This window comes from Micropruina sonneratiae, from assembly GCF_025972045.1.
GTDB lineage: Bacteria > Actinomycetota > Actinomycetes > Propionibacteriales > Propionibacteriaceae > Micropruina > Micropruina sonneratiae.
In genome coordinates, this window is the sequence record NZ_JAPDHX010000001.1 from 308,396 (window position 1) to 334,048 (window position 25,653).

Annotated in this window: 29 protein-coding genes; 15 read left to right on the forward strand and 14 right to left on the reverse strand. The window is 69.1% G+C overall.

What is annotated here, in order from left to right:
* Window positions 1-196: 196 nt before the first annotated feature.
* Together OIE40_RS01510 and xseA are read right to left on the reverse strand one after the other, a co-directional pair.
* The gene (locus OIE40_RS01510; RefSeq protein WP_264699262.1) at window positions 197-415 is read right to left on the reverse strand and encodes an exodeoxyribonuclease VII small subunit; all 219 of its coding nucleotides are present in this window, start codon (window positions 413-415) and stop codon (window positions 197-199) included.
* Window positions 408-1,640, reverse strand: coding sequence for an exodeoxyribonuclease VII large subunit (gene xseA / locus OIE40_RS01515; RefSeq protein WP_264699264.1), 1,233 nt, complete (start codon window positions 1,638-1,640; stop codon window positions 408-410). The genes OIE40_RS01510 and xseA overlap by 8 nt, the downstream gene beginning before the upstream one ends.
* Before the next feature lie 308 nt (window positions 1,641-1,948).
* On the opposite strand from xseA, the gene OIE40_RS01520 reads away from it, so the two are divergent.
* The gene (locus tag OIE40_RS01520) at window positions 1,949-2,374 is read left to right on the forward strand and encodes a hypothetical protein (protein WP_264699265.1); all 426 of its coding nucleotides are present in this window, start codon (window positions 1,949-1,951) and stop codon (window positions 2,372-2,374) included.
* Here the strand turns inward: OIE40_RS01520 and OIE40_RS01525 are convergent.
* Together OIE40_RS01525 and OIE40_RS01530 are read right to left on the reverse strand one after the other, a co-directional pair.
* The gene (locus OIE40_RS01525; RefSeq protein WP_264699267.1) at window positions 2,275-2,676 is read right to left on the reverse strand and encodes an Hpt domain-containing protein; all 402 of its coding nucleotides are present in this window, start codon (window positions 2,674-2,676) and stop codon (window positions 2,275-2,277) included. The genes OIE40_RS01520 and OIE40_RS01525 overlap by 100 nt on opposite strands.
* On the reverse strand, window positions 2,673-3,059 hold the full coding sequence (locus OIE40_RS01530; protein ID WP_264699269.1) for a response regulator: 387 nt from the start codon (window positions 3,057-3,059) through the stop codon (window positions 2,673-2,675). Before OIE40_RS01530 ends, OIE40_RS01525 begins: the two co-directional genes overlap by 4 nt.
* Before the next feature lie 224 nt (window positions 3,060-3,283).
* Here OIE40_RS01530 and OIE40_RS01535 point away from each other — a divergent pair, with 224 nt between their 5' ends.
* The 5 genes from OIE40_RS01535 (at window position 3,284) to OIE40_RS01555 (ending at window position 8,493) form a co-directional block, all read left to right on the forward strand.
* Complete coding sequence (locus tag OIE40_RS01535; RefSeq protein WP_264699271.1) at window positions 3,284-5,326, forward strand: sensor histidine kinase; 2,043 nt, start codon at window positions 3,284-3,286, stop codon at window positions 5,324-5,326.
* Between the two features lie 18 nt (window positions 5,327-5,344).
* Window positions 5,345-5,872 (forward strand): pyruvoyl-dependent arginine decarboxylase, encoded by a 528-nt coding sequence (locus OIE40_RS01540; RefSeq protein WP_264699273.1) that lies wholly within the window; start codon window positions 5,345-5,347, stop codon window positions 5,870-5,872.
* 2 nt (window positions 5,873-5,874) lie between these two features.
* Window positions 5,875-6,504, forward strand: coding sequence for a hypothetical protein (locus tag OIE40_RS01545; RefSeq protein WP_264699275.1), 630 nt, complete (start codon window positions 5,875-5,877; stop codon window positions 6,502-6,504).
* A complete protein-coding gene (locus OIE40_RS01550; protein ID WP_264699277.1) occupies window positions 6,501-7,244 on the forward strand; it encodes a response regulator transcription factor in 744 nt (247 codons plus the stop codon). The genes OIE40_RS01545 and OIE40_RS01550 overlap by 4 nt, the downstream gene beginning before the upstream one ends.
* 289 nt (window positions 7,245-7,533) lie before the next feature.
* Window positions 7,534-8,493, forward strand: a complete 960-nt coding sequence (locus tag OIE40_RS01555) for a 4-hydroxy-3-methylbut-2-enyl diphosphate reductase (protein WP_264699280.1) — start codon at window positions 7,534-7,536, stop codon at window positions 8,491-8,493.
* Window positions 8,494-8,514: 21 nt separating this feature from the next.
* Here the strand turns inward: OIE40_RS01555 and ilvA are convergent, their stop codons facing one another.
* Together ilvA and OIE40_RS01565 are read right to left on the reverse strand one after the other, a co-directional pair.
* A complete protein-coding gene (gene ilvA / locus OIE40_RS01560) occupies window positions 8,515-9,786 on the reverse strand; it encodes a threonine ammonia-lyase IlvA (RefSeq protein ID WP_264699281.1) in 1,272 nt (423 codons plus the stop codon).
* A 28-nt stretch (window positions 9,787-9,814) separates the two neighbouring features.
* Entirely contained in the window at window positions 9,815-11,362 is a 1,548-nt protein-coding gene (locus tag OIE40_RS01565) for a DNA recombination protein RmuC (RefSeq protein ID WP_264699283.1), read from the reverse strand.
* A 181-nt stretch (window positions 11,363-11,543) separates the two neighbouring features.
* Here OIE40_RS01565 and OIE40_RS01570 point away from each other — a divergent pair, with 181 nt between their 5' ends.
* Both OIE40_RS01570 and OIE40_RS01575 read left to right on the forward strand, forming a co-directional pair.
* Window positions 11,544-11,738, forward strand: coding sequence for a hypothetical protein (locus OIE40_RS01570; protein ID WP_264699286.1), 195 nt, complete (start codon window positions 11,544-11,546; stop codon window positions 11,736-11,738).
* Between the two features lie 16 nt (window positions 11,739-11,754).
* Complete coding sequence (locus OIE40_RS01575) at window positions 11,755-13,011, forward strand: M18 family aminopeptidase (RefSeq protein WP_264699288.1); 1,257 nt, start codon at window positions 11,755-11,757, stop codon at window positions 13,009-13,011.
* Here the strand turns inward: OIE40_RS01575 and OIE40_RS01580 are convergent.
* On the reverse strand, window positions 12,996-13,745 hold the full coding sequence (locus OIE40_RS01580) for a hypothetical protein (RefSeq protein ID WP_264699289.1): 750 nt from the start codon (window positions 13,743-13,745) through the stop codon (window positions 12,996-12,998). The two genes, OIE40_RS01575 and OIE40_RS01580, sit on opposite strands and share 16 nt — an antisense overlap.
* A gap of 196 nt (window positions 13,746-13,941) precedes the next feature.
* Between OIE40_RS01580 and pflB the strand changes: the two genes are divergently transcribed.
* The 5 genes from pflB to OIE40_RS01605 all read left to right on the forward strand — a co-directional run bounded on the left by pflB (window position 13,942) and on the right by OIE40_RS01605 (window position 19,653).
* Complete coding sequence (gene pflB / locus OIE40_RS01585; protein ID WP_413774445.1) at window positions 13,942-16,206, forward strand: formate C-acetyltransferase; 2,265 nt, start codon at window positions 13,942-13,944, stop codon at window positions 16,204-16,206.
* A 3-nt stretch (window positions 16,207-16,209) separates the two neighbouring features.
* Entirely contained in the window at window positions 16,210-17,196 is a 987-nt protein-coding gene (pflA, locus tag OIE40_RS01590) for a pyruvate formate-lyase-activating protein (RefSeq protein ID WP_413774446.1), read from the forward strand.
* Window positions 17,197-17,395: 199 nt separating this feature from the next.
* Window positions 17,396-17,608, forward strand: a complete 213-nt coding sequence (locus tag OIE40_RS01595) for a DUF1345 domain-containing protein (RefSeq protein WP_264699291.1) — start codon at window positions 17,396-17,398, stop codon at window positions 17,606-17,608.
* 97 nt (window positions 17,609-17,705) lie between these two features.
* Window positions 17,706-19,205, forward strand: a complete 1,500-nt coding sequence (gene putP, locus OIE40_RS01600; protein WP_264699293.1) for a sodium/proline symporter PutP — start codon at window positions 17,706-17,708, stop codon at window positions 19,203-19,205.
* A gap of 109 nt (window positions 19,206-19,314) precedes the next feature.
* Window positions 19,315-19,653 carry a YdeI/OmpD-associated family protein gene (locus tag OIE40_RS01605; protein WP_264699295.1) on the forward strand — a complete coding sequence of 113 codons (339 nt, stop codon included), beginning with the start codon at window positions 19,315-19,317 and terminating at the stop codon, window positions 19,651-19,653.
* A 30-nt stretch (window positions 19,654-19,683) separates the two neighbouring features.
* On the opposite strand, the gene OIE40_RS01610 is transcribed toward OIE40_RS01605, so the two are convergent.
* Window positions 19,684-20,232 (reverse strand): hypothetical protein, encoded by a 549-nt coding sequence (locus OIE40_RS01610; RefSeq protein WP_264699297.1) that lies wholly within the window; start codon window positions 20,230-20,232, stop codon window positions 19,684-19,686.
* 106 nt (window positions 20,233-20,338) lie between these two features.
* On the opposite strand from OIE40_RS01610, the gene OIE40_RS01615 reads away from it, so the two are divergent.
* Window positions 20,339-20,587, forward strand: coding sequence for an NAD(+)--rifampin ADP-ribosyltransferase (locus tag OIE40_RS01615; RefSeq protein ID WP_264699299.1), 249 nt, complete (start codon window positions 20,339-20,341; stop codon window positions 20,585-20,587).
* A 178-nt stretch (window positions 20,588-20,765) separates the two neighbouring features.
* On the opposite strand, the gene OIE40_RS01620 is transcribed toward OIE40_RS01615, so the two are convergent.
* The 6 genes from OIE40_RS01620 to OIE40_RS01645 all read right to left on the reverse strand — a co-directional run bounded on the left by OIE40_RS01620 (window position 20,766) and on the right by OIE40_RS01645 (window position 25,084).
* Window positions 20,766-21,332, reverse strand: coding sequence for a P-loop nucleotide/nucleoside kinase family protein (locus tag OIE40_RS01620; protein ID WP_264699301.1), 567 nt, complete (start codon window positions 21,330-21,332; stop codon window positions 20,766-20,768).
* Window positions 21,333-21,346: 14 nt separating this feature from the next.
* Window positions 21,347-21,649, reverse strand: a complete 303-nt coding sequence (locus OIE40_RS01625; RefSeq protein ID WP_264699303.1) for a HigA family addiction module antitoxin — start codon at window positions 21,647-21,649, stop codon at window positions 21,347-21,349.
* Entirely contained in the window at window positions 21,636-21,809 is a 174-nt protein-coding gene (locus OIE40_RS17105; protein WP_319805186.1) for a type II toxin-antitoxin system RelE/ParE family toxin, read from the reverse strand. The genes OIE40_RS01625 and OIE40_RS17105 overlap by 14 nt, the downstream gene beginning before the upstream one ends.
* 140 nt (window positions 21,810-21,949) lie before the next feature.
* On the reverse strand, window positions 21,950-23,023 hold the full coding sequence (gene ychF, locus OIE40_RS01635) for a redox-regulated ATPase YchF (RefSeq protein ID WP_264699305.1): 1,074 nt from the start codon (window positions 23,021-23,023) through the stop codon (window positions 21,950-21,952).
* 181 nt (window positions 23,024-23,204) lie between these two features.
* Window positions 23,205-23,819, reverse strand: coding sequence for a GNAT family N-acetyltransferase (locus tag OIE40_RS01640; RefSeq protein WP_264699307.1), 615 nt, complete (start codon window positions 23,817-23,819; stop codon window positions 23,205-23,207).
* Window positions 23,816-25,084 carry a citrate synthase gene (locus tag OIE40_RS01645; protein WP_264699309.1) on the reverse strand — a complete coding sequence of 423 codons (1,269 nt, stop codon included), beginning with the start codon at window positions 25,082-25,084 and terminating at the stop codon, window positions 23,816-23,818. The genes OIE40_RS01640 and OIE40_RS01645 overlap by 4 nt, the downstream gene beginning before the upstream one ends.
* Before the next feature lie 131 nt (window positions 25,085-25,215).
* Here OIE40_RS01645 and OIE40_RS01650 point away from each other — a divergent pair, with 131 nt between their 5' ends.
* Entirely contained in the window at window positions 25,216-25,608 is a 393-nt protein-coding gene (locus OIE40_RS01650; protein WP_264699311.1) for a YbjQ family protein, read from the forward strand.
* Window positions 25,609-25,653: the final 45 nt, after the last annotated feature.

The window sequence follows — 25,653 nt, forward strand, 5'->3', positions numbered from 1 at the left end:
ACGGTCATCTCCTGCAGCGAGATCATCTTGAGGGAGGCCAGCCAGCGGTCGATCGTGCTCATTGGTTCATCACCCCCATGACCCTACGTAGTCGGTTTGACTAATATAACACAACTTTGGTCGTGTTATTCCGAGTCTAGGTTCAGATTGAAGGCCTCTGGGTCAGATCGCAGACAATCTGGTCAACAACCTGGATTCAGGCAGGAGAATCTTCTGCACCGGGTTGCCTGGCTGCATCGATGGTCGCCTTGGCGCCGTCCAGCCACTGCGTACAGCGTGCGGCCAGCGCCTCACCCTCCTGCCACAGCTCCATCGCCTTCGACAGCGGCACGGCCCCCGACTCCAGGGCCTGCACCACCTCGACCAGTCGCTGCCGGGCCTGCTCGTAGCTGAGCTGTTCGGTCTGTTCAGCCATCGCCGTCCTTTCTCGGATGCACCTCGGTGACCTGGGCGTGCACGGTGCCGTCGGCCAGCATCGCCACGATCTCATCGCCGGACGCCGCCTCGGCCGCGCGCACCGGCTCGCCGCCGTCAGTGCTGAGGATGGCATAGCCGCGCAGTAGCGTCGCCCGCGGCGAAAGGGCGCGGACACGGCCCACCGCGTGCTCGACCCAGGACGCCTCCTGGCGCAGCAGGCCCCGCACCGCTCGCTCGCATCGGTCGCGCAACTCGCCCACCTGAGTGACCTGCACCGTCACCGGTCCCAGCGGGTCGGCCAGCACCGGACGCGAACGCAGCGACGCCACGTGCTGACGTTCGCGTTCGAGCAGGCGCAGGGTCGCGGCCCGGACCCGGTCGCGGGCCTGGTTAACCCGGTCCCGCTCGTCCGCGACGTCGGGCACCACGCGTTTCGCGGCATCGGTCGGCGTGGCCGCCCGAAGGTCAGCGACCAGATCGATGATCGGCGTGTCCGGCTCGTGCCCGATGGCGCTCACCACCGGCGTGTGGCAGGCGAAGACGGCGCGGACCAGGGATTCGTCCGAGAACGGCAGCAGATCCTGCAACGACCCACCGCCCCGGGCGACGATGATGACGTCGACCGACGGGTCGCGATCCAGAGCGGTCAGGGCGTCGCGGATCTGCTCGACGCAGCCCTGCCCCTGCATCAGCGCGTGCCGGACGACGAAGCGCACCCCGCTCCAACGCCGGCGCGCGACCTCCAGCACGTCGCGCTCGGCCGCGCTGCCCTCGGCGGTGATCAGCCCCACCCCGCGGGGCAGGAACGGCAGCCGCCGTTTGCGGGCCGGGTCGAACAGGCCCTCGGCCTGCAGCATCCGCTTGCGCTGCTCGATCTGGGCGAGCAGCCGGCCCTCGCCCGAGGGCCGCAGGTCGGTGCACTCGAAGGTCAGCGACCCCCGCGCCGCCCACACGGTGGGCCGGACGAACGCCACCACCTCCATCCCGTCGCCGATCGGGCCGGCGGCGTCTAGCACCGAGGTGGACGCGGTGACGGTCACCGTCACGTCGGCGAGCGGGTCGCGCAGGCTGATGAAGTGGGTGACGGCGCCGGAGCGGCGGCGCAGCTCGACGAGCTGACCGGCCACCCACACGCTGCCGAGCCGCTCCACCCACGACTTGGTCAGCCCGACCACTGCCCGCAGCGGTTGTGGCTGCTCGGGGCTGGAGGACACCTTGGCCATCGCTCCACCGTAGAGGGCGAGGCGCCGATCCGCGCCCGCACCAGGCCGCGTGCGCGGTCGCCGGCCACCGGACGCGAACCTCACGGGCATCGTGAGCACTTCTTGTGGATTCCTTGACATTGCCTGGACGGGCTCTGGAGGTCGGTCGACAAGAATCAATCGTGCACGCGGAACTGAGGTTCCCGGACCTGGATGCGACACGTGAGGGAGACAACTGACATGGGGGTGGCAGTGTCTCCGATCGGTGACTGGGGGGAACCGATTCACGTGCTCGCGACGCTCCGGTCGAAGCCCTTCCCGGGTGCGTCGTGAGTCGCCTGTCGGCGCCGCAAGGCGCCGGCAGGGGACGCGACCATCGTCCCGGGTGTCACCCGGACGACAACCTGCGCGAACTCTGCGATGAACTCGGTGTCGAGGCCGTCGACCGACTCGTGGCGAGCTACCTGGCACTGCTGGACGGGCGCGTCGATGACGTCGGCCAGTGCCTGCGGAGCAAGCAGTACGAGGCGGGTTCGATCCTGTTGCTCACGCTCGAGACGTCCAGCCACCTGGTCGGTGCGGACGACTTGAGTCGCGTGGCCGTCGACCTGCGGCTGGCGATCGAGCAGGACCGTGGCGATTCGACGGACGAGCTCTACTGCGCGTTGCGCCGCAGCGCGTCGGTGGCGCGCACAGCGCTGTCGTCGTGGCTGGCGGCCTCGCCGTCCCAACCGGGGGGCAGCACCAACTCCTGATTGAGGCGCCGGACGAGCTCCACCGCACGGTCGGGCACCGGGCCGGCGGCGTCGGCGTCGATCAGGTCCGACTCGAGTTGTGCGGCGACCGCCGCGCCGCGCGGGTGACCCAGAGTGCCCGCCGACCCCACCACCGTGTGGGCGACCGCACGGGCCTGGTCGCGGGTCTCGGGGTTGACGCCACCGGACCGCTGCCACTCCTCGACGATCGCCGCCAGGGTGGCGGCGCGCTCGCGGTTGCGGTTCCAGGCCCGGTCGACGAGGCGCCGGAACGCGTCGCCCGCGAACTCCTCGGCGCTCACGACGGCCAGCCGAGAATGCTGCGGACCTGGCCGGCCAGGTTCATCGGGTCGAACGGCTTCGCGATCACACCGACGGCGACGTCGGCCGCGGGGTCTCCACCCACTCGCGCCGTCAGCAGGATGACGGGCACCGCTGCGGTCGCCGGGTCGGCCTTGAGGCGGCGCGCCGTCTCGTAGCCGTCCACTCCCGGCATCATCACGTCGAGCAGGACAGCGTCCGGTGGGCTCTCGCGCGCGATGTTCAGGGCCTCGATTCCGCTGGTTGCCGTCGTCACCGTGAATCCACCGATCAATTCGAGGGAGGCGACAGCGACCTCACGGATATCGTCGTCGTCGTCCACCACCAATACCACCTTGCCGGACAAGGCGGGTGATTGCGGCATGACGGCTCCTCTCCGGTACGAATCCTAACGATCCCTCCCGCGACACGGCGGTTCGGCTACACCGTGAGGATGCCCCTGTGGCCGCCGGAACTGCAATACGATCAACACACCCCCACGTAAGTGAACTTCCTGTGATCAGAGTCGACCCGAGATTTCCGCCGAGCCGCGGATTCGCTGTGGCGTGCCTGGCCGGGCTCGTCGCCGGAATCGTGTTCGCGGTCCTCATGGCGTCGATCCCGTCGGCGGAGACCCGTGCGATGGTCACCACGCTGTTCCTGCTCGGCTTCGGCGTCCTGGCCGCTGTGCTGGCCATTCGGCGCACGGGTCTGAGCGTCGGCCGGATCAAGCGTGCCTGGCTCATCCTTTCCATCGGGCTGTGCCTGGGGATCTCGTCGAACCTGATCAGCCTGGGCCTGCTCCCGGGCGAGGCGTTGATTCTGGTCGACCCGCTGTTGATGGTGGCACTGCTGTGCAGCCTTGTCGCGCTGATGCTCTTCCCGACCGCACGGCGGCGGCGCGCCGACCTGATCCGGTTGGTGATGGACGGCCTGGTGGTGGGCGGCTCGGTGCTCTTCATGGGTAGCGCCACGATCTTTCCGACCCTCCTGGCCAAGCAGGACGGTTCGCTGGGCAGCCAGGTGCAGATCCTCGCGCTGCCCGTGCTCGACCTGGTCATCGCCACGGCCGCGATCCTGCTCATCGCCCGGAGTGCCGCGCAGAGCCGGACCCCGCTGATCCTCGTCGGCGTGGCGTTCCTGCTGTACTCGGTCTCCGACATGGCCTACGCCGTGAACGTCTCGGTCGGCGCCGCGGGTCTGGGCAGTTGGTGGGATCTCGGTTGGATGGGCGGCTACTTCTTCCTGAGCCTCGCAGCGCTGCACCCGGACACCGCCGAACCGGTCGCCGACCGCTCCGCCGAGCCGTCGGCGGTGCGCAGCACGTTCGTGTTCTTCGGCATCTTCCTGGCGGCTGCCGCGACGAACATGCTCGCCGAGGCGCGCGGAGAGCTCGCCATCGAAGCCTGGATCGTCTGGGGCTTCCTGCTGCTCGTCGTCGTGACGCGCCAGATCGTCCTGGTGATGGACAACGAGTACCTGAGGCGGTCGCTCGAGGTGCGGGTGCAGGCCCGCACGCGCGAACTCCGGGCAATCACCCATCAGCGCGAGATGCTGCTCAGTTCGGTCGCCGACGGCATCTACGGCGTCGACCGCGCCGGGACGATCACGATGGTGAACGGGGCCACCGTGAGCCTCCTGGGCAGGTCGGAGCGGTCACTCATCGGTGCCAACGCCCATGACCTGTTCCATGCGCCGCAGGAGGACGGCGTGCCGTACCCCTACGACAACTGCTACATCGCCGAAGCCACCCGATCGGGCGTGACCGTCACCGGTGAAGAGGACGTCTACGTGCGTGGGGACGGGCGAACCATGGTGGTGGAGGTGACCGCGAGTCCGCTGCGTGCCGACGACGAAGTCAGGGGAGCGGTCGTGGTGTTCCGCGACGTCAGCCAGCGCCGCGAGATGGACCGGATGAAGCAGGAGTTCGTCTCCGTGGTCAGCCACGAACTGCGGACCCCCCTCACCTCGATCCGCGGGGCGCTCGGCCTGCTTTCCGGTGGAGCGTACGGGGCACTGCCCCCGGCCGCGACACGGATGCTCGCGATCGCCACCTCGGGCAGCGTCCGACTCGAGAAGCTGGTCAACGACATCCTCGAGATCGAGCGACTGGACACGGGCATGCTGCCGTTGGTCATCAAGAGCCAGGCAGTGGAGGCGGCCTGCCAGGAGACGATCGTCACCATGTCGGGCATGGCGCAGTCCTCGCAGATCAGCCTGTCGGCGCCGGACGTCTCCGGCTGGGTGCTGGCGGACAAGGATCGACTGGTTCAGGTGCTGATCAACCTGGTCGGGAACGCCATCCGCTTCAGCGACCCCGGCGACGCCGTGCGGATCTGCGCCCAACCTCGTGGCGACGTGGTCGAGATCTCTGTCGCCGACACCGGGCGGGGAATCCCGGCGGAGAAACTCGACAGCGTCTTCGACCGGTTCAGCCAGGTGGATTCCACCGACGCCCGCGAACGGGGGGGCACGGGGCTCGGCCTGGCGATCTGCCGGGGCCTCGTCGAACGCATGGGCGGCCGGATCTGGGTCGAGAGCGAGTTGGGAGTGGGTTCGACCTTCCGCCTCGAGTTGCCGGCGGGAGCCCAGCCCGAAGCGACGACAACCGAGCCGGCGCTCGCGAACGACGCGCAGCCACAGGCGACCTGACCACAAGGAGGACAAGAAATGGCGACGAGGGACTCCCGGCCGCCGGGCGGTTCGAGCGACGAACGACCGCTGGTGATCCGGGTGACGGCCGGCAGTGGGAAGGGCCGAACCGCCCTGGCCGCCTTCGACAGCGCGCTGCGGGCAGCCGGAGTGGCCGACCACAACCTGGTGCGGCTGAGTTCGGTCATTCCCGCGAAGGCGTCGATCGAGGTGTGCGAGCCCGAGGAGCAGCTCCGCGGCTCCTTCGGAGACGTCCTCTACTGCGTCTACGCGGCCGCCTACGCCACCGAGCGTGGCGACGACGCCGTCGCCGGGGTCGGTTGGTCGCTGGCCGCCGACGGGTCGGGTCGCGGGTTGTTCGTCGAGCACGTCGGCCACGCCGAGGACCAGGTCCAGACGATGATCAAGACCACCCTCACCGACATGAGCGGTGGTCGCGAAGAGGCCTTCACCTACGCCGATCGCGTGGTCATCTCGGCGCACTGCTCGGGTCAGCCGGCCTGCGCCGTGGTCGTGGCGACGTATCGGACGGCGGGGTGGGAGTAGCCATGAGTGATCCAGATCCGGTGCTGGACGGGCCCTGGGACTACGGCGCGTTCACGCTGGCCTGCAGCACCGATCCCCGCTCCGACCTCACCGATCAGCTCTGGCCCCTCTACCTGGAGACGTTCGGACCGCTGGCGACCAGGGCCGCTGCCCGCCATGTCCTCACCCGGGAGGAGTTCGCTGCCGAACTCGAAGACGAGCGGGTGTGGCGGTACCTGGCTGTGGACGCCGACGGCGCGCCGGCCGGCTTGACCACGTTGACCAACGACCTCGCCACGATGCCGTGGATCAGCCCGGACTTCTTCGCCTTCCATTTCCCCGACGAATGGAGCCGCGGCGCCGTCTTCTACGCGGGGATTTCACTGGTCCGTCCGGACTTTCGACGTCACGGCGTGTATCCGGCGATGATGAAGGGCCTGGGCGAGCGGGTGGCCGCGGCGCGAGGAGTGGTCGCCTTCGACGTGTGCGAATTCAACGACGAGGGCCACGGCCTGCCCCGGGCCACCGACAGACTGTTGAACCGGGTTGCACCGTTCCAGGTGCGAGCCGTGGACGTCCAGAGGTACTACGTGGCGCAACACCTCGGCGAGGCCGCCGGACGGGTCGGGCACGGAGAGGAGCGGGGAGCGTGAACGCGGCGTCCGAGCGTCGAGCGGTGATCATCGAGGATGATCCCGAGATTGCCGACCTGCTTGCCCTGGTGCTGTCCCAGGCCGGTTTTCAGACCCTGGTCGCCGGTGACGGCCCCACGGGACTGGCCATGATCAGGCAATCCGAACCGATGCTGACCACGCTGGACATCAACCTTCCCGGAATGGACGGCTTCGAAGTGGTGCGGCTGATCCGGAGCTTCTCATCGACCTACGTGATCATGCTGTCGGCCAGGCGGGACGAGATCGACACCCTGACCGGGCTGAACGCCGGAGCCGACGATTACATGGCGAAGCCGTTCCGTCCACGGGAGCTCAGAGCACGGGTCGATGCGATGATCCGTCGACTCGCCCTCACCGGCCCTGCGGAGCCGCACAGGGAGGAGCCTGTCAGCGAGCCCTGGCTGGCCCACGGCGGACTGCGCCTGAATCCTTCGATGCGGCTGGTCGAACTGGACTCGCACCCGGTCAACCTGACCCGGACCGAGTTCGACATGTTGTGCGCCCTGATGTCGGCACGCCGTCGGGTCGTCAGCAAGGACGAGCTGAGCTCGTTCGTGCGCGGCGAGTCGGACCACTTCGTCCTCGACGCGGACCGGCGATCCATTGAGACTCACATGGCCAACCTGAGACGAAAACTCGGCGATTCCGCATCGCGGCCCCGGTTCATCGAAACGGTTCGAGGCATCGGCTATCGGCTCACCGTCGACAAGCATTCCTAATACAACTACAAACAAGCCATTCCATGGGCACTAACACCTGTGGTATCTTTTTCTCACCAACACCCCCACAATTCATCACGGACCGCCATACAACAGTTTTTCACTAGGCTTCCCTCTGGGAAGACGGCTGCTGAGAGGTGTTTCACCGCCCGGACTCTCACCCCCCAAAATGAGTTTCTCCGGAGGCAGTCGTTTGGGGCAGGAGCGCGGAACCCCCCCAAGATGACGCGCTCCTGCCCCCCAAACTCTCTTGCGGCGGGCGGCGGAGCCGCTCGATAGACTGGCGGCCATGAGCGATTCCAAACGTGTCGTCGTCGCGGCCCCGCGCGGGTACTGCGCGGGCGTCGACCGGGCCGTGATTACGGTCGAGCGGGCGCTCGACCTGTACGGGCCACCCGTGTACGTGCGGAAGCAGATCGTCCACAACCGGCACGTCGTCGAGGATCTCGAGGCGCGCGGCGCCATCTTCGTGGAGGAGCTCACCGAAGTTCCTGAAGGTGCCACCGTGGTGTTCTCGGCCCACGGCGTGTCGCCGGCGGTGCACGCCGAGGCCGCCGAACGGGGCCTGAAGACCATCGACGCCACCTGCCCGCTGGTCACCAAAGTGCACAACGAGGCCCGCCGGTTCGCGGGCCAGGGCCTGCAGATCCTGCTGATCGGGCACGCCGGCCACGAAGAGGTCGAGGGCACCAGCGGCGAAGCGCCCGAGCACATCACGCTCGTCGAGCACCCCCAGGATGTCGACGCCCTCGAGGTGGGCGACCCCGGGCGGGTGGCCTGGCTCTCCCAGACCACCCTCAGCGTCGACGAGACCTGGGAGACGGTGTCGAAGTTGCGGGAGAAGTACCCCGACCTGATCGACCCGCCCAGCGATGACATCTGCTACGCCACCCAGAACCGGCAGTCAGCGGTCAAGCAGATCGCCGCCACCGCCGACCTGGTGATCGTGGTGGGCTCGCGCAACTCGTCCAATTCGGTGCGGCTGGTCGAGGTGGCGCTCGAGGCCGGAGCCAAGGCGTCCTATCGGGTCGACAACGCCGGCGAGATCGACGACGCGTGGCTCGAGGGCGTCGAGTCGGTCGGCGTCACCTCGGGCGCCTCGGTGCCCGACGAGCTCGTCCAGGGTGTGCTCGACCACCTGCAGCAGCGCGGCTACCCGGCCGCGGTCGAGGAGCGCCTCACCGAGGAGAACCTGGTGTTCGCGCTGCCCCCCGAACTGCGCAAGGACCTCAAGCGCGCAAGCGCCTGAGCGTCGTTGCGCCCGTTGGGCTCAGACCGCGAACCGGTAGAAGGGGCTGTCGGGAGGAATGCGCTCGACGCCGATCCGGCTGTTCAGCATGCGGTCGAGCAGCCCGTGCAGGTCGGCGGGGTCGCCCAGTTCGATGCCGACCAGGGCCGGCCCGGTCTCGCGGTTGGAGCGCTTGACGTACTCGAACAGCGTGATGTCGTCGTCGGGCCCGAGCACCTCGTCGAGGAAGCGGCGCAAGGCCCCCGGCTCCTGTGGGAAGTCGACCAGGAAGTAGTGCTTGCGGCCCTCGTAGACCAGGGCACGTTCGGTGATCTCGGCGTAGCGGGACAGGTCGTTGTTGCCGCCGGAGATGATCGCCACCACCACCCGTCCGGCGTTGGGCCGGTAGATGCCCAGCGCGGCGCTGGCCAGTGCGCCGGCCGGCTCGGCGATCACCCCGTCGGTCTGGTAGAGCTCGAGCATCTCCGAACAGATCCGGCCCTCGGGCACCGACACCATGTGCGGCTTGAGCCGCTGCGCGATGCTGAACGGCAGGTCGCCGACCCGGCGCACGGCCGCACCGTCGACGAAGGTATCGAGCCGAGGCAGGTCACGTGGCCGGCCCGCCTCGAGCGCGATCGCCATGGACGCCGCGCCCGACGGCTCGGCGCCCACCACCTTCGTCTCCGGATGGCGCTCGGCCAGCCAGGTCAGGCACCCGGCCAGCATGCCGCCGCCGCCGACCGGCACGATCAGCCGCTCGGGCGCCCGGCCCAGTTGCCGGACGATCTCGGCCACCACGGTGCCCTGGCCGGCGATGGTGCGCGGATCGTCGAAGGCGGGCACCATCGTCAGGCCGTCCTCGTCGACGATGCCCTGGGCGAGCGCAGCCGCCTCGTCGTAGCTGTCGCCATGGACGATCAGTTCGACCGAACCCTCACCCAGTTGCCGCATCCGCTGGCGCTTCTGCCTCGGGGTGGTGGAGGGCACCACGATGCGGCCGTGGATGCCGAGCCTGGCGCAGGCGAAGGCGACCCCCTGGCCGTGGTTGCCGGCACTCGCGCACACGACGCCGGCCGCGCGTTCGCCGGCGTCGAGTTGGGCGATCAGGTTGTAGGCGCCGCGCAGCTTGTACGAGCGGACCGGCTGCAGATCCTCGCGCTTGAGCCATACCTGCGCACCGGTGGCGTCCGAGAGCCGCTTGTTGAACTGGAGCGGACTCTCGATGACCACCCCGGCGAGCCGCTCGGCGGCCTGCTCGATGGACTCCGCGGTGACGCTCGCCGCTCTGTTGCCATGCGAGGTGACGGTCATGGCCACATTGTCGTCGCTCGCTGCCGCCTCAGCCAGCGGTGCGCCGCCGGTGGGACGCCGGTGCCGCCTCGGGCGCCAGCAGTTCGCCTAGCTCGGGCTGGGGGCGGGTGAGTTGCGCGGCCTCGTCGGCGTCGCGTGCGCCGATCATCGGGGTGACCTGGACGGCGTCCTCGACGAGCTCGGGGGCGGTGAGCGGGCGGACCGCGGCCTCGGACGACGTCAGCTGTGTGAGCTCCCTGTCGGTGACGTGCAGGTCGCGCAGCCGGCGCGCGGTGGCGAACACCCGCGACTCGAGCGATCCGACGGCGGAGTTGTAGGCGCTCACCGACCCGGTCAGCTGCCGGCCGAGCCGATCGAGGTGGCCGCCCATCGTTCCGAGCCGGTCGTACAGTTCACGGGCCAGCTCGAACACCTGGGCGGCCGAGTCGGCCAGCGCGGCGTGCTTCCAGCCGTAGGCGACGGCCCGCAGCAGGCCGATCAGGGTGGTGGGGGTGGCCAGCACGATGTCGCTGCGGGCGGCGTACTCGTGCAGGTCGGGCATCCGGCGGTACGCCTCGGCCGCCAGGGCCTCGCTGGGGATGAACATCACCACGAACTCGGGACTGCCGAGGTCGGACTTGAAGTACTGCTTGCCGGAGAGCTGGTCGACGTGGGTGCGGACGTTCTTGGCGAACAGCGCCAGGCAGCGTTCCCGTTCGGTGTCGTCGTCGGTCTCGTGGGCGTCCAGGAAGGCGCTCAGCGGCACCTTGGAGTCGACCCACACGAATCGGTCGCCCTCGAGCTGCACCTTCAGGTCGGGGCGGATGCGCTGGTCGGCCGAGGTCGTCGTGGTCTGCTGGGTGTAGAAGTCGCAGTGCTCGACCATACCGGCCAGCTCGACGACCCTCTTCAGCTGCTGCTCGCCCCAGTTGCCGCGCACCTGCGGCTTGCGCAGCGCGGTGACCAGGGCACGGGTCTCGCGCTGCAACTGCTCACCCGTGGCCTGCACGCTGCGCACCTGATGGTTCAACTCGGCGGCCAGCACGGCGCGCTGCTTCTCGGCCTCGACGAGCCTCTCGCGGAAGTTCTCGAGCACCTCCTTCACCGGCTGCAGCAACAGTTCGGTGGCCTGCAGCCGCTGCTCGGCGGTGCTGTCGGCGAGCTTGCCCTGGCGTTCGAGGGCGTCGGTGGACAGGGTGCGGAACTGGTTGACCAGCGACTCACGGTCGGCGGCCAGCTCGGCGGCGCGCTGCTTGGCGGCGTCACGCTCGGCCAGTGCGCCGGTCAACATGGCCGTCACCTCGGCCGCCTCGGCGGCGGCGGACGCCGCGGCACTGCGCGCCTCGGCCACCTCGGCGCGGGCCCGCTGCACGTCGGTGTCGGCGCGGGCGAGCGTCTCGCGGGCGGCGGCCGCTTCGGCGCGGGCCTCGGACGCCTCACGACGCGCCTCGGCCACGTCGGCCCTGCCGGCGCTGATCGCCGCCGCGTCGGCGGCCCCGGACGCCGTGCCCTGGGCGCGCAGCACCAGGCGGACGACCAGCGCGCCCAGCAACGCACCCAGCGCGGCGGCGGTCAGAACCCATGCTGCGAACTCCATGCCGTCGATCTTGCCGGGCGGTGCCGACAAAACCCGTGACCGACTCGGTGCACAGCGGCAGAAGCGCTGGTGAGCGGCCGGATCGCCGGGCTAAGCTCCTGATCAGAAGCGCAATGGGGCGCCCGCCCCAATGCCAGGCACACTGCGGCGGGCAGTACCGCATCGAGATGAAGGAGCTGTGATGACCAGCACCCCGGAAAGCCCCACCGAGAAGGATCCCGACACCTACGAGGTCGCCCCCGAGCATTCGGGCACCAAGCAGGGCTACGACGTCAGCGAGCCCAACCAGGCCGACGAGGGATACACCGCCGAAGGTGTACTGAAGCACCACGGCCAGCAGTCGAAGTGGGGTCGTCCCGAGCACGAACAGCAGTAGCGCGTAGGGTCGCGACATGCCGATGTCGCACCTCGATGGGCTGGCGGCGTACATCACCGCCAGCCCATCGTCATTCCATGCCGCCGCCGAAGCTGCTCGGCTGCTCGCCGCGGCCGGCTTCGTGTCGGTCGCCGAGACCGACCGGTTCCCGGCCGAGCCGGGCGGCTACGTGCTGGTCCGCGACGGCTCCGTGCTGGCCTGGCGCATCCCCGATCGGCTCGCCGAACCGTCCTTCCGGATCGTCGGCGCGCACACCGACTCACCCGGCTTCACGCTGAAGCCCCGGCCGACGTCGTCGCGGCTGGGCTGGCAGCAGGCCGGCATGGAGGTCTACGGCGGTCCGCTGCCGAACGCCTGGCTGGACCGCGAGTTCGGACTGGCCGGACGCCTGGTTGACGGCGCCGGTGACGCGACGCTGGTGCAGACGGGGCCGTTACTGCGCATCCCGCAGGTCGCGCCGCACCTCGACCGCAGCGTCCACGAACGGTTGGTGCTCGACCGACAGCAGCACCTGCACCCGGTGTTCGCGGTCGGACGCCCCGAGGCCGACCTGGTCGACGTCGTCGCGTCCCTGGCCGGGCTGAGCGCCGACGAGGTGTTCGGCCACGACCTGGTCGCCTTCGTCACCGAACCGCCCGCCACCTTCGGCCTCGACGGCGAACTGTTCGCCTCGCCGAGGCTCGACAACCTGGCCAGCGTGCACGCCGGAGTCACCGCCATCTCCGCGGCCACCGACCCCGGTGCGGTGACCGTGCTGGCCTGCTTCGACCACGAGGAGGTCGGCTCGGCGAGCGCGACCGGGGCGTCCGGCCCGCTGTTGGAGTCGGTGCTGGCCCGGGTGGGGGAGGCGCTGGGCTGGAGCCTGCAGGAGGCTGCCGCGGCCCGGGCGAGATCGCTGCTGGTGTCGGCCGACGCCGGCCACGTCGTCCACCCGAACTATCCGCAGCTGCACGATCCCGACCACCTGCCGCTGCCCAATGCGGGTCCGTTGATCAAGTTCAACGCCAACCAGCGCTACGCCACCGACGCCCTTGGCGAGGCGGCCTGGCGTCGTGCCTGCGGTGCGGCCGGCGTCCCCACCCAGGACTTCGTGTCGAACAACGCCGTGCCGTGCGGCTCGACGATCGGTCCACTGTCGGCGACCCGGCTCGGCATCCGCACCGTCGATGTGGGCATCGGCCTGCTCAGCATGCACTCGGCGCGCGAGTTGTGCGGCGTGCGTGACCCTGGCTGGCTGGCCCAGGCCATGCGCGCCTTCTACGCCTCGTCCTGAGCACGCCCGCCGCGCGTCAGCAATCCGGCCCGGCGCCGACCCCTGCGGCGTCGCCGTTCGGCGCGGTGCTCGCCGCGCTGGATCTGCTCCTGGGCGCGGATGTACTGGGTGTAGCCGGTCGAGACCAGGATCAGGAACGCGCCGAGCGAGATCAGCGAGTACACCAGGTCGGGGATCACGTAGGGCGTGCCGCGCAGCTCGTGGGTGATCCTCTCGATCAGGGAGAGCACGGCGATGCTGCTCCAGCCCCAGAAGATGGTCCGGGCGGTCTCGGTTGCCTCGACGAAGTCGGCGCGGTTCGCCATCCGGCTGTTGTGTGCCCAGCCCCAGGCCAGGCTCGAGGCGATCAGGCCGGGCACCAGGCCGGCGGTGTTCGCGAACCCCGCGTCGCGGTCGGCGCCCAGCACGGCGACCATGGCGACCCCCGCCAGCGGCGAGAGCAGCAGATAGTAGGTGTGGTTGCGCGGATCGGCCTTGCGGGCGTCCCAGCCGCGGTACCGGACGAAGATGGCGGCCAGGCCGGTCAGGTAGGCGGCGATGGCGAGCCGATTGGCGATCACCACCTCGACGTAGCCCGTGCCCGACATGCGCAGCGCGATAGCGCCCAGTTGAAGGATCAACGCCAGAGCGAACAGGCTCAACTCCAACCGCCGGCGACGGGTGTCGGCGCCCCGCGCCTCTACGGTCTCATCGAACGCCGGACCGAGATCGGTCTCGTCGTCGTCGGCTGGCATGGGAGCAGCCTAGACACCCGTGGTGGCCGTCCTCGCCAGGCGGCGTCCGGTTTGGGCCGGGCGACTACTACACGATATAGTACTAGTTAAGAGCACCAATAAGCGCGCAGTGTGTCGAGCCGAAGTCGACCTGGGAGCGTGACGTGGCGCTCGAGCGCGACACCCTCGCCGCGCGCCCACTTCCGAGGAGACACTCGTGACCGCCGTGGCCACCACCCCCGTCATTCGCACCGACGCCTGGGAATCGTTCACTCCCGGCGCGTGGACGCAGCACATCGACGTCCGTGACTTCATCCTGCGCAACTTCACGCCCTACACCGGCGACGCGTCCTTCCTGGCCGGGCCGACGGCCAGGACGCTGACCGTCTGGCAGACCCTGCAGCGCGACTTCCTCTCGGTCGAGCGGGCGCAGCGGGTCTACGACGTCGACACCCACACCCCGGCCGACGTGGACGCCTTCCCGGCCGGCTACATCTGCGCCGAGGACGACGTGATCGTCGGCTTGCAGACCGACACCCCGCTGAAGCGTCCGATGATGCCGGCCGGCGGCTGGCGAATGGTCGAGACGGCGATCGCCGAGGCCGGTCTCGAGATCGATCCGCGGGTCAAGGAGATCTTCACCAAGTACCGCAAGACGCACAACGAGGCCGTCTTCGACATCTACACCCCGCGGGTCCGGGCCGCCCGCAGTTCGCACCTGGTCACCGGATTGCCGGACGCCTACGGCCGCGGCCGGATCATCGGGGACTACCGCCGGGTCGCGCTGTACGGCGTCGACGCCCTGATCGCCGCCAAGCAGGCCGACAAGGACGCCGTCGCCGACCAGCCGTTCAGCGAGAGCTGGGCACGCTACCGCGAGGAGCACGCCGAGCAGATCAAGGCGCTGAAGAAGCTGAAGAACCTCGGCGCGAGCTACGGCTTCGACCTGGCCCGCCCCGCGGCGTCCTTCGTCGAGGCGGTGCAGTGGACCTACCTGGCCTACCTGGCCAGCGTGAAGAGCCAGGACGGCGCCGCGATGAGCATCGGCCGGCTGTCCGGCTTCTTCGACGTCTACGCCGAGCGTGACCTGGCCGCCGGCCTCATCGACGAGTCGGGCGTGCAGGAGGTGATCGACGCTCTGGTCACCAAGCTGCGGATCGTCCGCTTCCTGCGCACCGTCGAGTACGACCAGATCTTCTCCGGCGACCCCTACTGGGCGACCTGGTCCGACGGCGGCTTCGCCGACGACGGCCGCACCCTGGTGACGAAGACGTCGTTCCGGCTGCTGCAGACGCTGCGCAACCTCGGTCCGGCGCCCGAGCCCAACATCACCATCTACTGGGACGACCAGCTGCCCCAGGGCTACAAGGACTTCTGCGCGCTGATCTCGATCGCGACCTCGGCCATCCAGTACGAGTCCGACGCCGAGATCCGCAGCCACTGGGGCGACGACACCGGCATCGCGTGCTGCGTCTCGCCGATGGCGATCGGCAAGCAGATGCAGTTCTTCGGTGCTCGGCTGAACGCCGCCAAGACCCTGCTCTACGCCGTGAACGGCGGCCGGGACGAGATGACCGGCAAGCAGATCGTGACCGGTTTCACCGGCATCGCCGGTGACGAGCCGCTGGACTTCGACACCGTCTGGGCCAAGTACGACCAGATGCTGACCTGGGCGGTCGAGACCTACGTCGAGGCGCTCAACATCATTCACTACAGTCACGACAAGTACGCCTACGAGGCGATCGAGATGGCGCTGCACGACGACGAGATCGTCCGCACCATGGGCTGCGGCATCGCCGGGCTGTCGATCGTGGCCGACTCGCTGGCGGCCATCAAGTACGCCACGGTCACCCCGATCCGTGACGACTCGGGCCTCGTCGTCGACTACATCACCGAGGGCGAGTTCCCGCGCTACGGCAACGACGACGACCGCGCCGACGAGCTGGCCGCTCTCGTGGTGAAGACCGTGATGGACAAGATCCGGTCGCTGAAGCTGTACCGGGACGCCGTGCCGACACAGTCGGTGCTCACCATCACCTCGAACGTGGTCTACGGCAAGGCGACCGGGTCGTTCCCGTGCGGTCACCGGGCGGGCACGCCGTTCGCGCCGGGCGCCAACCCCGAGAACGGCGCCGACAGCCACGGCATGATCGCGTCGATGATGAGTGTCGGCAAGCTGAGCTACGACGACGCGCTGGACGGCATCTCGCTGACCAACACGATCACCCCGCCGGCGCTGGGCCGCACCGAGGCCGAGCGGGTCGCCAACCTGGTCGGGATCCTGGACGCGGGGATGGGCGAGGGCCTCTACCACGCCAACATCAACGTGCTGAACAAGGAGACCCTGCTCGACGCGATGGCACACCCGGAGGACTACCCGCAGTTGACCATCCGGGTCTCCGGCTACGCGGTGAACTTCACCAAGCTGACCCGCGAGCAGCAGCTCGACGTCCTCTCCCGCACCTTCCACGAGTCGGTCTGACCCGTGACGGCAGCACTGCCGGAGGTCGTCGGGGGAGCCTTCGCGGGCTCGCCCGCCGACTCGGGCGTCCCCGTCGTGGCGGGCCTGCCCCGAGATCCCGGCGTGCGCCGGGATGACGGTGCGTGCCGGGATGACGGTGCGTGCCGGGACGACAGGCGGTCGAGCCTTCGCCCGGCTCCGCCCGTCCGCGCCACCATGCTGGGCGGCATCCCGGTGGCCGACCACCTGTCCCGCAGCGAACTGCTGATGGCTCAGCGTTGTGGCGAGGTCGGGTCGGTGCACTCCTGGGAGCTGGTCACCGCCGTCGACGGCCCGGGCACCCGGATGACCACCTTCCTGGCCGGCTGCCCGCTGCGCTGCCTGTACTGCCACAACCCCGACACGATGGCCGCCAATCGCGGCGTGCCGGTGCTGGCGTCCGACCTGCTGGCGCGGATCGAGCGCTACCGGGGCGTGTTCAGGGCGACCGGGGGCGGCATCACCCTGTCCGGCGGCGAGGTGCTGCAACAGCCCGCCTTCGCCCGGCGGATCCTGGCCACCGCCAAGCAGCTGGGCATCCACACCGCGATCGACACCTCGGGCTTCCTGGGCCGCAACGCCGACGACGCCATGCTGGCCGATGTCGATCTGGTGCTGCTCGACGTCAAAGCGGGCGACGAGCCCACCTATCACCGGGTGACCGGACGACGGCTGCAGCCCACCCTCGACTTCGGCCGCCGCCTGGACGCGGCGGGCATCGAGACCTGGATCCGGTTCGTCCTGGTGCCGGGGCTGACCGACAACCCGGCGACCATCGAGCCGATCGCCGACTACGCCGCCTCCCTGCGGTGCGTGAGCCGGGTGGAGGTGCTGCCGTTCCACCAGATGGGGCGCGGCAAGTGGGCCGAACTCGGGCTGAGCTACGAACTGGCCGAGACGGCGCCGCCGTCGGCCGAACTGGTCGCGTCGACGCGGGCGATCTTCTCGAGTCGTGGGCTGACCTGCTTCTGAGGTTGCGCCGGTGACCGCTGCGGCACCCGGTATCGCCGCTGTCGGGATGGCAGTGGTCAGCGAAGCCCTCGAGGGCGAGCCGGGTCCGCTGCTTGATCTGGTGCCTGGTCGGGACCCGCTACCTCCTGGTGAGGGTGGTGACCGTCGGCCTGGACAGCCTGCACCGCCGTCCGTTCCCGCCGACCAGGGTGCCAACGTCGTGGTGCGCTGGACGGCGCTGAGCGCGTCCCTGATCGCGGCGGCCGTGGGCCTCGTGGCGGCGTTCATGATCCTGATCGGCACCACCTTCGCGACCACCGACGTGACGGTGACCGGTCGCCGCGACCGTTGGCCGGTGATGATGCACTCGGTGCTCACCTTCTTCTTCAACAGCTCCATCCTGGTGCTAGCCGTCAGCAGCCTGACGGGCTGAGCGGACTGGGGAGGCCCGATACGGGGACAGCGCCGTCCGGGCTGGGGTACGGTGCCCGGAAGCGGCCCACCCCCGCGGCCCAACCGAGGAGGAGCGCATGTCCGAGCAGACCTACCAGATGCTGGCCATCGTCCTGTACTTCGCGGCCATGCTCGGCATCGGCTACTACGCCTATCGCAAGACTGCGAACCTGAGCGGCTACATGCTGGCCGAGCGCGGCCTGCGGCCCTCGGTCGCGGCCCTGTCGGCCAACGCGTCCGACATGTCGGGCTGGCTGCTGATGGGCCTGCCCGGCGCCATCTATTCGGCCGGCCTGGTCGAGGCCTGGATCGCGATCGGTCTCACCGTCGGGGCGTGGCTGAACTGGAAGTTCGTGGCGCCCCGGCTGCGCGCCTACACCGAGATCGCCGACGACGCGATCACCATTCCGAGTTTCTTCGCCAAGCGGCTGAAGGGCAATGCGCGGCCACTGCGCATCGCCGCGGCGGTGGTGATCCTGGTCTTCTTCACCTTCTACGTGTCCTCGGGCATGGTCGCCGCCGGCAAGTTCTTCGTCAGCTCGTTCGGCTGGGACTACGTGCTCGGCATGGTGCTGGTGGCCGGGATCACCCTGGTCTACACGCTCTTCGGCGGCTTCTTGGGCGCCACCCTCACCGACGTGGCGCAGGGGCTGCTGATGGTGGCCGCGCTGGTGATCGTGCCGATCATCGCGATCGTCGAACTCGGCGGCTGGGGAGCGGCGCTGGGATCGGCCACCTCGGTCAACCCGGACGCCTTCAACCTGTTCGCCGGCTTCGGTGAGAAGGGCGCGTTCTGGTGGACGCTGGGCATCGTCTCCACGGCGGCCTGGGGGCTGGGCTACTTCGGCCAGCCGCACATCATCGTCCGCTTCATGGCGTTGCGCAGCGCCAAGGAGGCCGTGGTGGCCCGCCGGGTCAGCCTGATCTGGATGATCCTCACCGCGGTCGGCGCCATCCTGACCGCACTGATCGGCATCGCCTACTTCGCCGGCGACCCCGCGCTGCCGCTGGACGATCCCGAGACGGTGTTCCTGCTGCTCAGCCGCATCTTCTTCCATCCGTTCGTCGCGGGCCTGGTGCTGGCCGCCGTGCTCGCCGCGATCATGTCGACGATGTCGAGCCAGCTGGTGGTGTGTTCCTCGGCGCTGGTGGAGGACCTCTACAACATGGTCGGCCGGAAGTCGACCGCCAAGCAGCAGCTCGTGCTGGGTCGACTCGGGGTGCTGGTCGTGGCGATCATCGCCGGGCTGATGGCGCTGGACCAGAACTCGGCCATCCTCGAACTGGTCGCCTTCGCCTGGGCCGGATTCGGCGCTGCGTTCGGCCCGCTGGTGATCCTGTCGCTGTACTGGCGCAAGCTCACCGCCACCGGCGCCCTGGCCGGCATGGTGGCCGGCGCGGTCACCGTGTTCGTCTGGGGCAGCATCGACGCGCTGCACTCGGTGATGTACGAGATCGTGCCCGGCTTCCTGCTCAACCTGGCGGTGGCGATCGTGGTCAGCAACGCCACCTTCACGCAGGACGCCGAGGTGCAGCAGGAGTTCACCGCGATGGAGGAGGAGCTCGCGGCGTCCTGACCCGCCCGGCCACACCCCGAGCGGCCGTACTTGGGGGTCGAGACGGAGCCGCCGCGGCGGGGGCGCTGCACGCTGCACGACTGTCAGTCCAGCCGGCTAGCCTCCCGCCATGACCCAGCACCCCGCGGACGACGTCCTCGAGTTCGCCGACGTCGCCGGCCTGTGGGCCTGGCTGGCGGCCCACCACGACTCACACCCGGGCGGCTGGGTCCGGCTGTCGAAGGCGCGCAGCACCCGTCCCTCGGTCAGCTTCCACGAACTACTCGAGGCGGGCCTGGCGTACGGGTGGAGCGAAAGCACCCGACGCGGCTACGACGCCGACTCCTACCTGCAGCGCTTCACCCCTCGCCGCGGCCGCGGCACGCTGTCGCAACGCAACCGGCTGATCGCCGAGCAACTCGAACGCGAGGGCCGGATGACGCCGGCCGGACACCGGGCGCTCGGCTGACGCGGTCGAGGGAGTGGGCGTCGGCGTCCGCTAGGCCCAGGGGGCGCCGTGACGGACGACGAACACGATCGCGGAAGCCGCGGCGAACAGCAGCAGGCTGAGCCCCATCACGGGACCGACGAGACGGCTGGACGTCGCCTGGCCGGCCCTGAGCCGGGGCACCAGTACGAACAGCGCCACGGCCTGCAGCACGCCCAATGCGGCGACGGCCGGATCGCGCAGCATCACCGCCAGGCCCAGGAAGTGCACCGCGACCACCGACGCCACCCACCACGCCATCCACCGGGACGCTCCCCGGCGCCACAGCACCACGCAGCCGATCGCCGCGGCGAGCACCTCGAGACCGACGAGCACCCCGAACCAGGCGTACTGGCCGGTCAGGGCGCTGTCGGTGCGCCAGTGCGTCACCACTGGGTACACGAAGAGCCCGGTGAGCACCAGGCCGAGCCCCGAACCGACGCCCAACGGCAGCCGCAACCGTTCGGGCGGATCCTCCTGCGCCCAGCCGAGCCAGACCATGGTCATCAGGCCGAACCAGGCGATGGTGAAGGCGTGATCGCGCACGAAGTCGGTCAGCATGCGTACCTTCCTACCAGTCGGGGCGGCCGGCGCCCGATGGGGGCGTGTGCGCGCTCACCCGCGTCGGCGGTCGGGGCTCATGCATCCGGGCTGCAGCGCCGCTGCAATGCGACGTCCGCATGCTGTCGCTACACCGAAGTTCCCCGGCAACCCGACCCGCTCGTTCCGAGCCGTCGCACCGATGATCGTCGTGGAGGAGATCCACGACTGGACGCCGTTGACGCCCGAGGTGCGCGAGACCTGGCGGCGGCAACTGGCGACCCTGCTCGAGAACGACGCCGAGATCATCAACCGATCGCCCCTCGCTGATCGAACCGGGCGCCAATGCGCTCAAGCGTGCCGTGGTCTCCCGTGATCGGGCCCAACACCGATGGCTGTTCCGCGTCCGGCCACGGTCGATCAGGGCGGTGCCGGCGTGGGAAGGCCCTTGGTGTCGCGCGGACGGCGCATTTGGGCTCGACAGCTGGTCACGACGTGTCCGGCGGCGTGACCGCAACGATCCGATGCCCGGCGCGGTACAGCGGACGGTAGCGCTATACGGTGAACCTGAACTCCACCGAGTTCCGGCACGAAGAAACCATCAGCGGTGACGTCGGCTCAGCTCTTGCTGACCGGGGGATCAGTAGCAGCGCGACCTCGTCGGTAGTCCGTCCCGCGGTGTCGAACTCAAGAACCTCATCGGACCACGCGGCGTACTCGGTGCGACGGCGCTGCACGTCCGCCCACGTGGGTTCGCCGACGTGGACGAGGCCACGATCCCTGCCGTTGAGCCGCCGCTCATGCTCCTGCCCATCGGAGACCACGAGGTGCACGAACTCGAGCTGTGCACCTGTTCGCGAGGCCGCACTACGCCAGGTCTGCCGAGCCGGTTCGCTGTCGTTGACCGCATCGACGACGACATCGTGGCCGAGCCGCAGATTCTGCTCCGCCATCGCACGCGCAGCCTCGTACGCAGCGACGCCGACCTGCCACCCCGAGGGCAGGCCGCAGGCAAGGATCGACTCCTCGACCGCATCGATGGACAGGTGGACCGACCCAGTGCGCGCAGCGATGATCTCGGCGATGCTCGTCTTGCCGACCCCGGGCAGACCGGAGACCACGATGAGATGCCCGGTCAGGCGACGCTGAACGGGGTGATCGACGCGATCTGCTTGCCCGCGAGATCCTCCGCGCGGGCCAGCTCGTAGTGGCTCTGCAGGTTGATCCAGAACTCCGCCGACGTCCCGAAGTACTTCGCAAGGCGCAGCGCGGTGTCCGCCGTGATGCCTCGCTTGCCGTGCACGATTTCGTTGATCCGCCGCGGCGGCACCCCGATCGACACCGCCAGCTTGTTCTGCGTGATGCCGAATCCCTCGATGAAGTCCTCCATGAGGACCTCGCCCGGGTGGATCGGTTCGATCCTGTCAGCGGTAGTCAACGATCTGCACCTCCTCCGGTCCGGCGTCGGTCCACATGAAGCAGATCCGCCACTGGTCGTTGATCCTGATGCTGTGCTGTCCGGCCCGATCACCCTTGAGAGCCTCGAGCCGGTTGCCGGGCGGGGCACGGAGGTCCTCCAGGACCTCCGCCGATCCCACCTGACGAGGCTTGCGTAGTGCGACGCGATGGATCCTGGATCAATGGACCGCACGCGCTCGCGACGCCACAGCCGTTCGGTCTTCTTGTCGCCGAACGACCTGATCAGGGGGCCAGGATATAACGAGATTCGTCAATAACGCTATACGTTAAATCGGAACTCGACCACGTCGCCGTCAGCCATCACGTAGTCCTTGCCCTCCAGGCGCACCTTGCCGGCCGCCTTGGCCTGCTGCATGCCGCCCAGCCGGACCAGGTCGTCGAAGCTGACGATCTCGGCCTTGATGAAGCCCTTCTGGAAGTCGGTGTGGATCACCCCGGCCGCCTCGGGAGCGGTGGCGCCCTTGCGGATCGTCCAGGCGCGCGACTCCTTGGGGCCTGCGGTGAGGTAGCTCTGCAGGCCCAAGGTTTCGTAGCCGACCCGAGCCAGGACGTCCAGACCGGGCTCGGCGATGCCCATCTCCTCGAGAAACTCGCGGGCCTCGTCCGGCTCCATCTCGACGAGTTCGGACTCGATCTTGGCGTCCAGGAAGATCGCCTCCGCCGGCGCGACCAGGGCGCGCATCTTCTCCAGCAGCGCGGTGTCGGTGAGCTCGTCGGAGTCGCAGTTGAACACGTAGATGTAGGGCTTGGCGGTGAGCAGGAACAGTTCCTTGAGCGGTTCGCGGTCGAGACCGGCGGCGAAGACGCCGCGTCCGGAGTCGAGGACGTCGCGGGCCTCGGTGACCGCGTCGAGCACCGCCTTGCGGTCCTTGTTGAGCCGGGCCTCCTTCTCGAGCCGGGGGAGCGCCTTCTCGAGCGTCTGCAGGTCGGCCAGGATCAGCTCGGTGCTGATCGTGTCGATGTCGTTGCCGGGGTTGACCGCGCCGTCCACGTGGGTGACGTCGGGGTCGCGGAACACCCGGGTGACCTGGCAGATGGCGTCCGCCTCGCGGATGTTGGCCAGGAACGCGTTGCCCATGCCCTCGCCCTGGGAAGCGCCCTTGACGATGCCGGCGATGTCGACGAACGACACGGTGGCGGGAATGATCGCCTGCGAGCCGAAGATCTTCGCCAGCTGCGGCAGCCTTTCGTCCGGCACCCCGACCACCCCCACGTTGGGTTCGATGGTCGCGAACGGGTAGTTCGCCGCCAGCACCTCGTTGCGGGTGAGCGCGTTGAACAGGGTGGACTTGCCCGCATTGGGCAGCCCGACGATGCCGATTGTCAATGCCACGCGTCGATCCTAGGGCTGCGGCAACGCCGCGCCGAACCGGACGCCGGGGCCGGGACGCCCCGACCCGCGTCCCCTGAAATGTGGACCCGCAACGGCCGGGTCGACGCTCAGCCCGCCGTGACCCTGCGTTCGTGGGCCAGATTTCAGAAACCTCCGCGGCGCGAGGCAGTGCCCGGGCCGGTCACTGCTGGAAGTCGGGAAGGTCGCGGGGGCGTCCGATCCGCTCGGTCAGCCGCTCCCGGGCCGGCGGCCACTCGTCGGCCAGCATGCTGTAGAACACCGAGTTCCGGACGCTGCCGTCACGCCGCAGCATGTGGTGCCGCAGTTCGCCGTCCCACTTCGCACCGAGCCGCTCGATCGCCCGCCGGCTGGCCAGGTTCTCGTGGTCGGTGCGCCAGCCGACGACCGCGGCGTCCAGCACCTCGAACGCGTGGGTGAGCAACATCAGCTTGCAGGCGGTGTTCACGTGGCTACGCTGGGCGCTGCGCCCGTACCACGTGTAACCGATCTCAACACGTTTGATGGCGGGGACGATGTCGTAGTAGCTGGTGCTGCCCAGCACCAGGCCGCTGGCGGCGTCCGTCACCACGAACGGCACCCGGGCCGGGTCCTCCAGCGCGGTGGCGATGTACGCGCCCTCGGTGCCCGGCTCGGGCACGCTGGTGATCCGCAGCTTCCACAGCTCACCGTCGGACGCCGCCGCGGCCAGAGCGGCGGCGTGCTCGGGCTTCAACGGCTTGAGGGTCACCCCCCAGCCGGTCAGTGTGACCGGCCCCACCCAGGACTGCCGGCTCACCGATCTTCCAGCGGCACGTAGGTGCGCCGCTCGGAGCCGGAGTAGATCTGCTTGGGCCGGATGATCCGCTGGTCGGGATCGGTGAGCTGCTCCTGCCAGTGCGCGATCCAGCCGGCGGTGCGGGGGACGGCGAACAGCACGGTGAACATCTCGGTGGGGAAGTTCAGCGCCTCGTAGATCAGGCCCGAGTAGAAGTCGACGTTGGGGTACAGCTTGCGCTTCACGAAGTACTCGTCGTTGAGCGCGATCCGTTCCAGCTCGACGGCGATCTTCAGCAGCGGGTTCATGCCGCGCACCTCGAACACGTCGTCCACGGCCTTCTTGATCACCTTGGCGCGCGGGTCGTAGTTCTTGTAGACGCGGTGACCGAAGCCCATCAGCCGGCCCTTGCCGTTCTTGACGCCCTCGATGAACTCGGGCACCCGGTCGAGCGACCCGATCTCGCGCAGCATCTTCAGCACCGCCTCGTTGGCGCCGCCGTGCAGCGGACCGAACAGGGCACCGATGCCGGCGCCGCACGAGGTGTACAGGTCGTTGCCCGAGGATGCCACGGTGCGGACCGCGGTGGTCGAGCAGTTCTGCTCGTGGTCGGCGTGCAGGATGAACAGGATCTCCAGGGCGCGCACCAGCCGCGGGTCGGCCCGCCACACCCGCTGCTGGGACTGGAACAGCATCGCCAGGAAGTTCTCCACGTAGCCCAGTTCGTCGCTGGGGTAGACGGCGTGGCGTCCGATCGACTGGCGGTAGGTGGCGGCGGCGAGAGTCGGCATCTTGCCCAGCAGCCGGAACGAGTTGAGCACCCGCGACTCGGGGTCGGCGATCTTGCGCGACGACGGGTAGAAGGTCATCAGCGACGCCACCGACGCCATCAGCTTCGCCATCGGGTGGGCGTCGTAGCGGAACGAGTTGATGATGTCGTAGACGTTCTCGTGGACCAGCCGGTGCCGGTTGACCTGGTAGTCCCAGCTCTCCAGTTCGGACGCCGTGGGCAGCTCGCCGTTGATCAGCAGGTAGGCGACCTCAAGGAAGGTCGAGTGCTCCGCCAACTCTTCGATCGGGTAGCCCCGGTGCTCCAGGATGCCGGCCTCCCCGTCGATGTAGGTGATCGAACTGCGGCAGGCGGCCGTGTTGACGAAGCCGGGGTCGTAGGAGGTCAAACCACCCCGTTCTGTCGGAATCGCGGACAGCCCCGTCGCGCGCACGGTGCCCTCGCTGATGGGAAGGTCGGCGGTGACGTCCCCCATGCTGATGTGCAAATCGGCCATGGTCGCACCCTAGACAGGCTTGGTTTACAGCCGCATGACAGCCGCAGGCTGAGACCACGGCTCGAAACGTGGACGAGGCTGCTGGGTGACCGGACGCGGCCGGTGACCGCTCCGCGCCATACGATGAGGCAATGCTGATCGTCACCACCAACGACATTCCCGGTTACCGGATCGAAGCCGTTTTCGGCGAGGTCATGGGCATGACCGTCCGCTCCGCCAACATCGGCGCCAACTTCGTGGCCAGCTTCCGGGCGATCGGCGGCGGAGAGGTGAACGAATACACCCAACTCGTCTACGACTCGCGCCAGCAGGTGATGGCGCGGATGTGGGAGCAGGCCACCCAGCGGGGCGCGAACGCGATCGTCGCCTGCCGCTTCGACACCGGCGAGATCGCGGCCCAGTTCTCCGAGGTCTGCTGCTACGGCACCGCCGTCGCGGTGGTGCCGATCGCCGAGGGCGAGGCGGGCGCCACCCCGCAGTCGATCGCGGACGCCCGGGCTCGCAACCAGCAGCAGCTGCGCTGACGGCCCCGGGGCAGGATTCTCGTCGGTCGTGGACCAATCGGGACG

Excerpts from the sequence above, each read along its gene's own strand:
- OIE40_RS01540 (WP_264699273.1), top strand. The coding sequence starts at position 5,345 with ATGGCGACGAGGGACTCCCGGCCGCCGGGCGGTTCGAGCGACGAACGA.
- ilvA (WP_264699281.1), bottom strand. The coding sequence starts at position 9,786 with ATGACCGTCACCTCGCATGGCAACAGAGCGGCGAGCGTCACCGCGGAG.
- OIE40_RS01610 (WP_264699297.1), bottom strand. The coding sequence starts at position 20,232 with ATGCTGACCGACTTCGTGCGCGATCACGCCTTCACCATCGCCTGGTTC.
- OIE40_RS01645 (WP_264699309.1), bottom strand. The coding sequence starts at position 25,084 with ATGGCCGATTTGCACATCAGCATGGGGGACGTCACCGCCGACCTTCCC.
- putP (WP_264699293.1), top strand. The coding sequence starts at position 17,706 with ATGTCCGAGCAGACCTACCAGATGCTGGCCATCGTCCTGTACTTCGCG.
- OIE40_RS01565 (WP_264699283.1), bottom strand. The coding sequence starts at position 11,362 with ATGGAGTTCGCAGCATGGGTTCTGACCGCCGCCGCGCTGGGTGCGTTG.
- xseA (WP_264699264.1), bottom strand. The coding sequence starts at position 1,640 with ATGGCCAAGGTGTCCTCCAGCCCCGAGCAGCCACAACCGCTGCGGGCA.
- OIE40_RS01650 (WP_264699311.1), top strand. The coding sequence starts at position 25,216 with ATGCTGATCGTCACCACCAACGACATTCCCGGTTACCGGATCGAAGCC.
- OIE40_RS01545 (WP_264699275.1), top strand. The coding sequence starts at position 5,875 with ATGAGTGATCCAGATCCGGTGCTGGACGGGCCCTGGGACTACGGCGCG.
- OIE40_RS01510 (WP_264699262.1), bottom strand. The coding sequence starts at position 415 with ATGGCTGAACAGACCGAACAGCTCAGCTACGAGCAGGCCCGGCAGCGA.
- OIE40_RS01615 (WP_264699299.1), top strand. The coding sequence starts at position 20,339 with ATGCGACGTCCGCATGCTGTCGCTACACCGAAGTTCCCCGGCAACCCG.
- OIE40_RS01605 (WP_264699295.1), top strand. The coding sequence starts at position 19,315 with ATGACCCAGCACCCCGCGGACGACGTCCTCGAGTTCGCCGACGTCGCC.
- OIE40_RS01530 (WP_264699269.1), bottom strand. The coding sequence starts at position 3,059 with ATGCCGCAATCACCCGCCTTGTCCGGCAAGGTGGTATTGGTGGTGGAC.
- OIE40_RS01570 (WP_264699286.1), top strand. The coding sequence starts at position 11,544 with ATGACCAGCACCCCGGAAAGCCCCACCGAGAAGGATCCCGACACCTAC.
- OIE40_RS01555 (WP_264699280.1), top strand. The coding sequence starts at position 7,534 with ATGAGCGATTCCAAACGTGTCGTCGTCGCGGCCCCGCGCGGGTACTGC.
- OIE40_RS01580 (WP_264699289.1), bottom strand. The coding sequence starts at position 13,745 with ATGCCAGCCGACGACGACGAGACCGATCTCGGTCCGGCGTTCGATGAG.
- OIE40_RS01535 (WP_264699271.1), top strand. The coding sequence starts at position 3,284 with ATGGCGTCGATCCCGTCGGCGGAGACCCGTGCGATGGTCACCACGCTG.
- OIE40_RS01575 (WP_264699288.1), top strand. The coding sequence starts at position 11,755 with ATGCCGATGTCGCACCTCGATGGGCTGGCGGCGTACATCACCGCCAGC.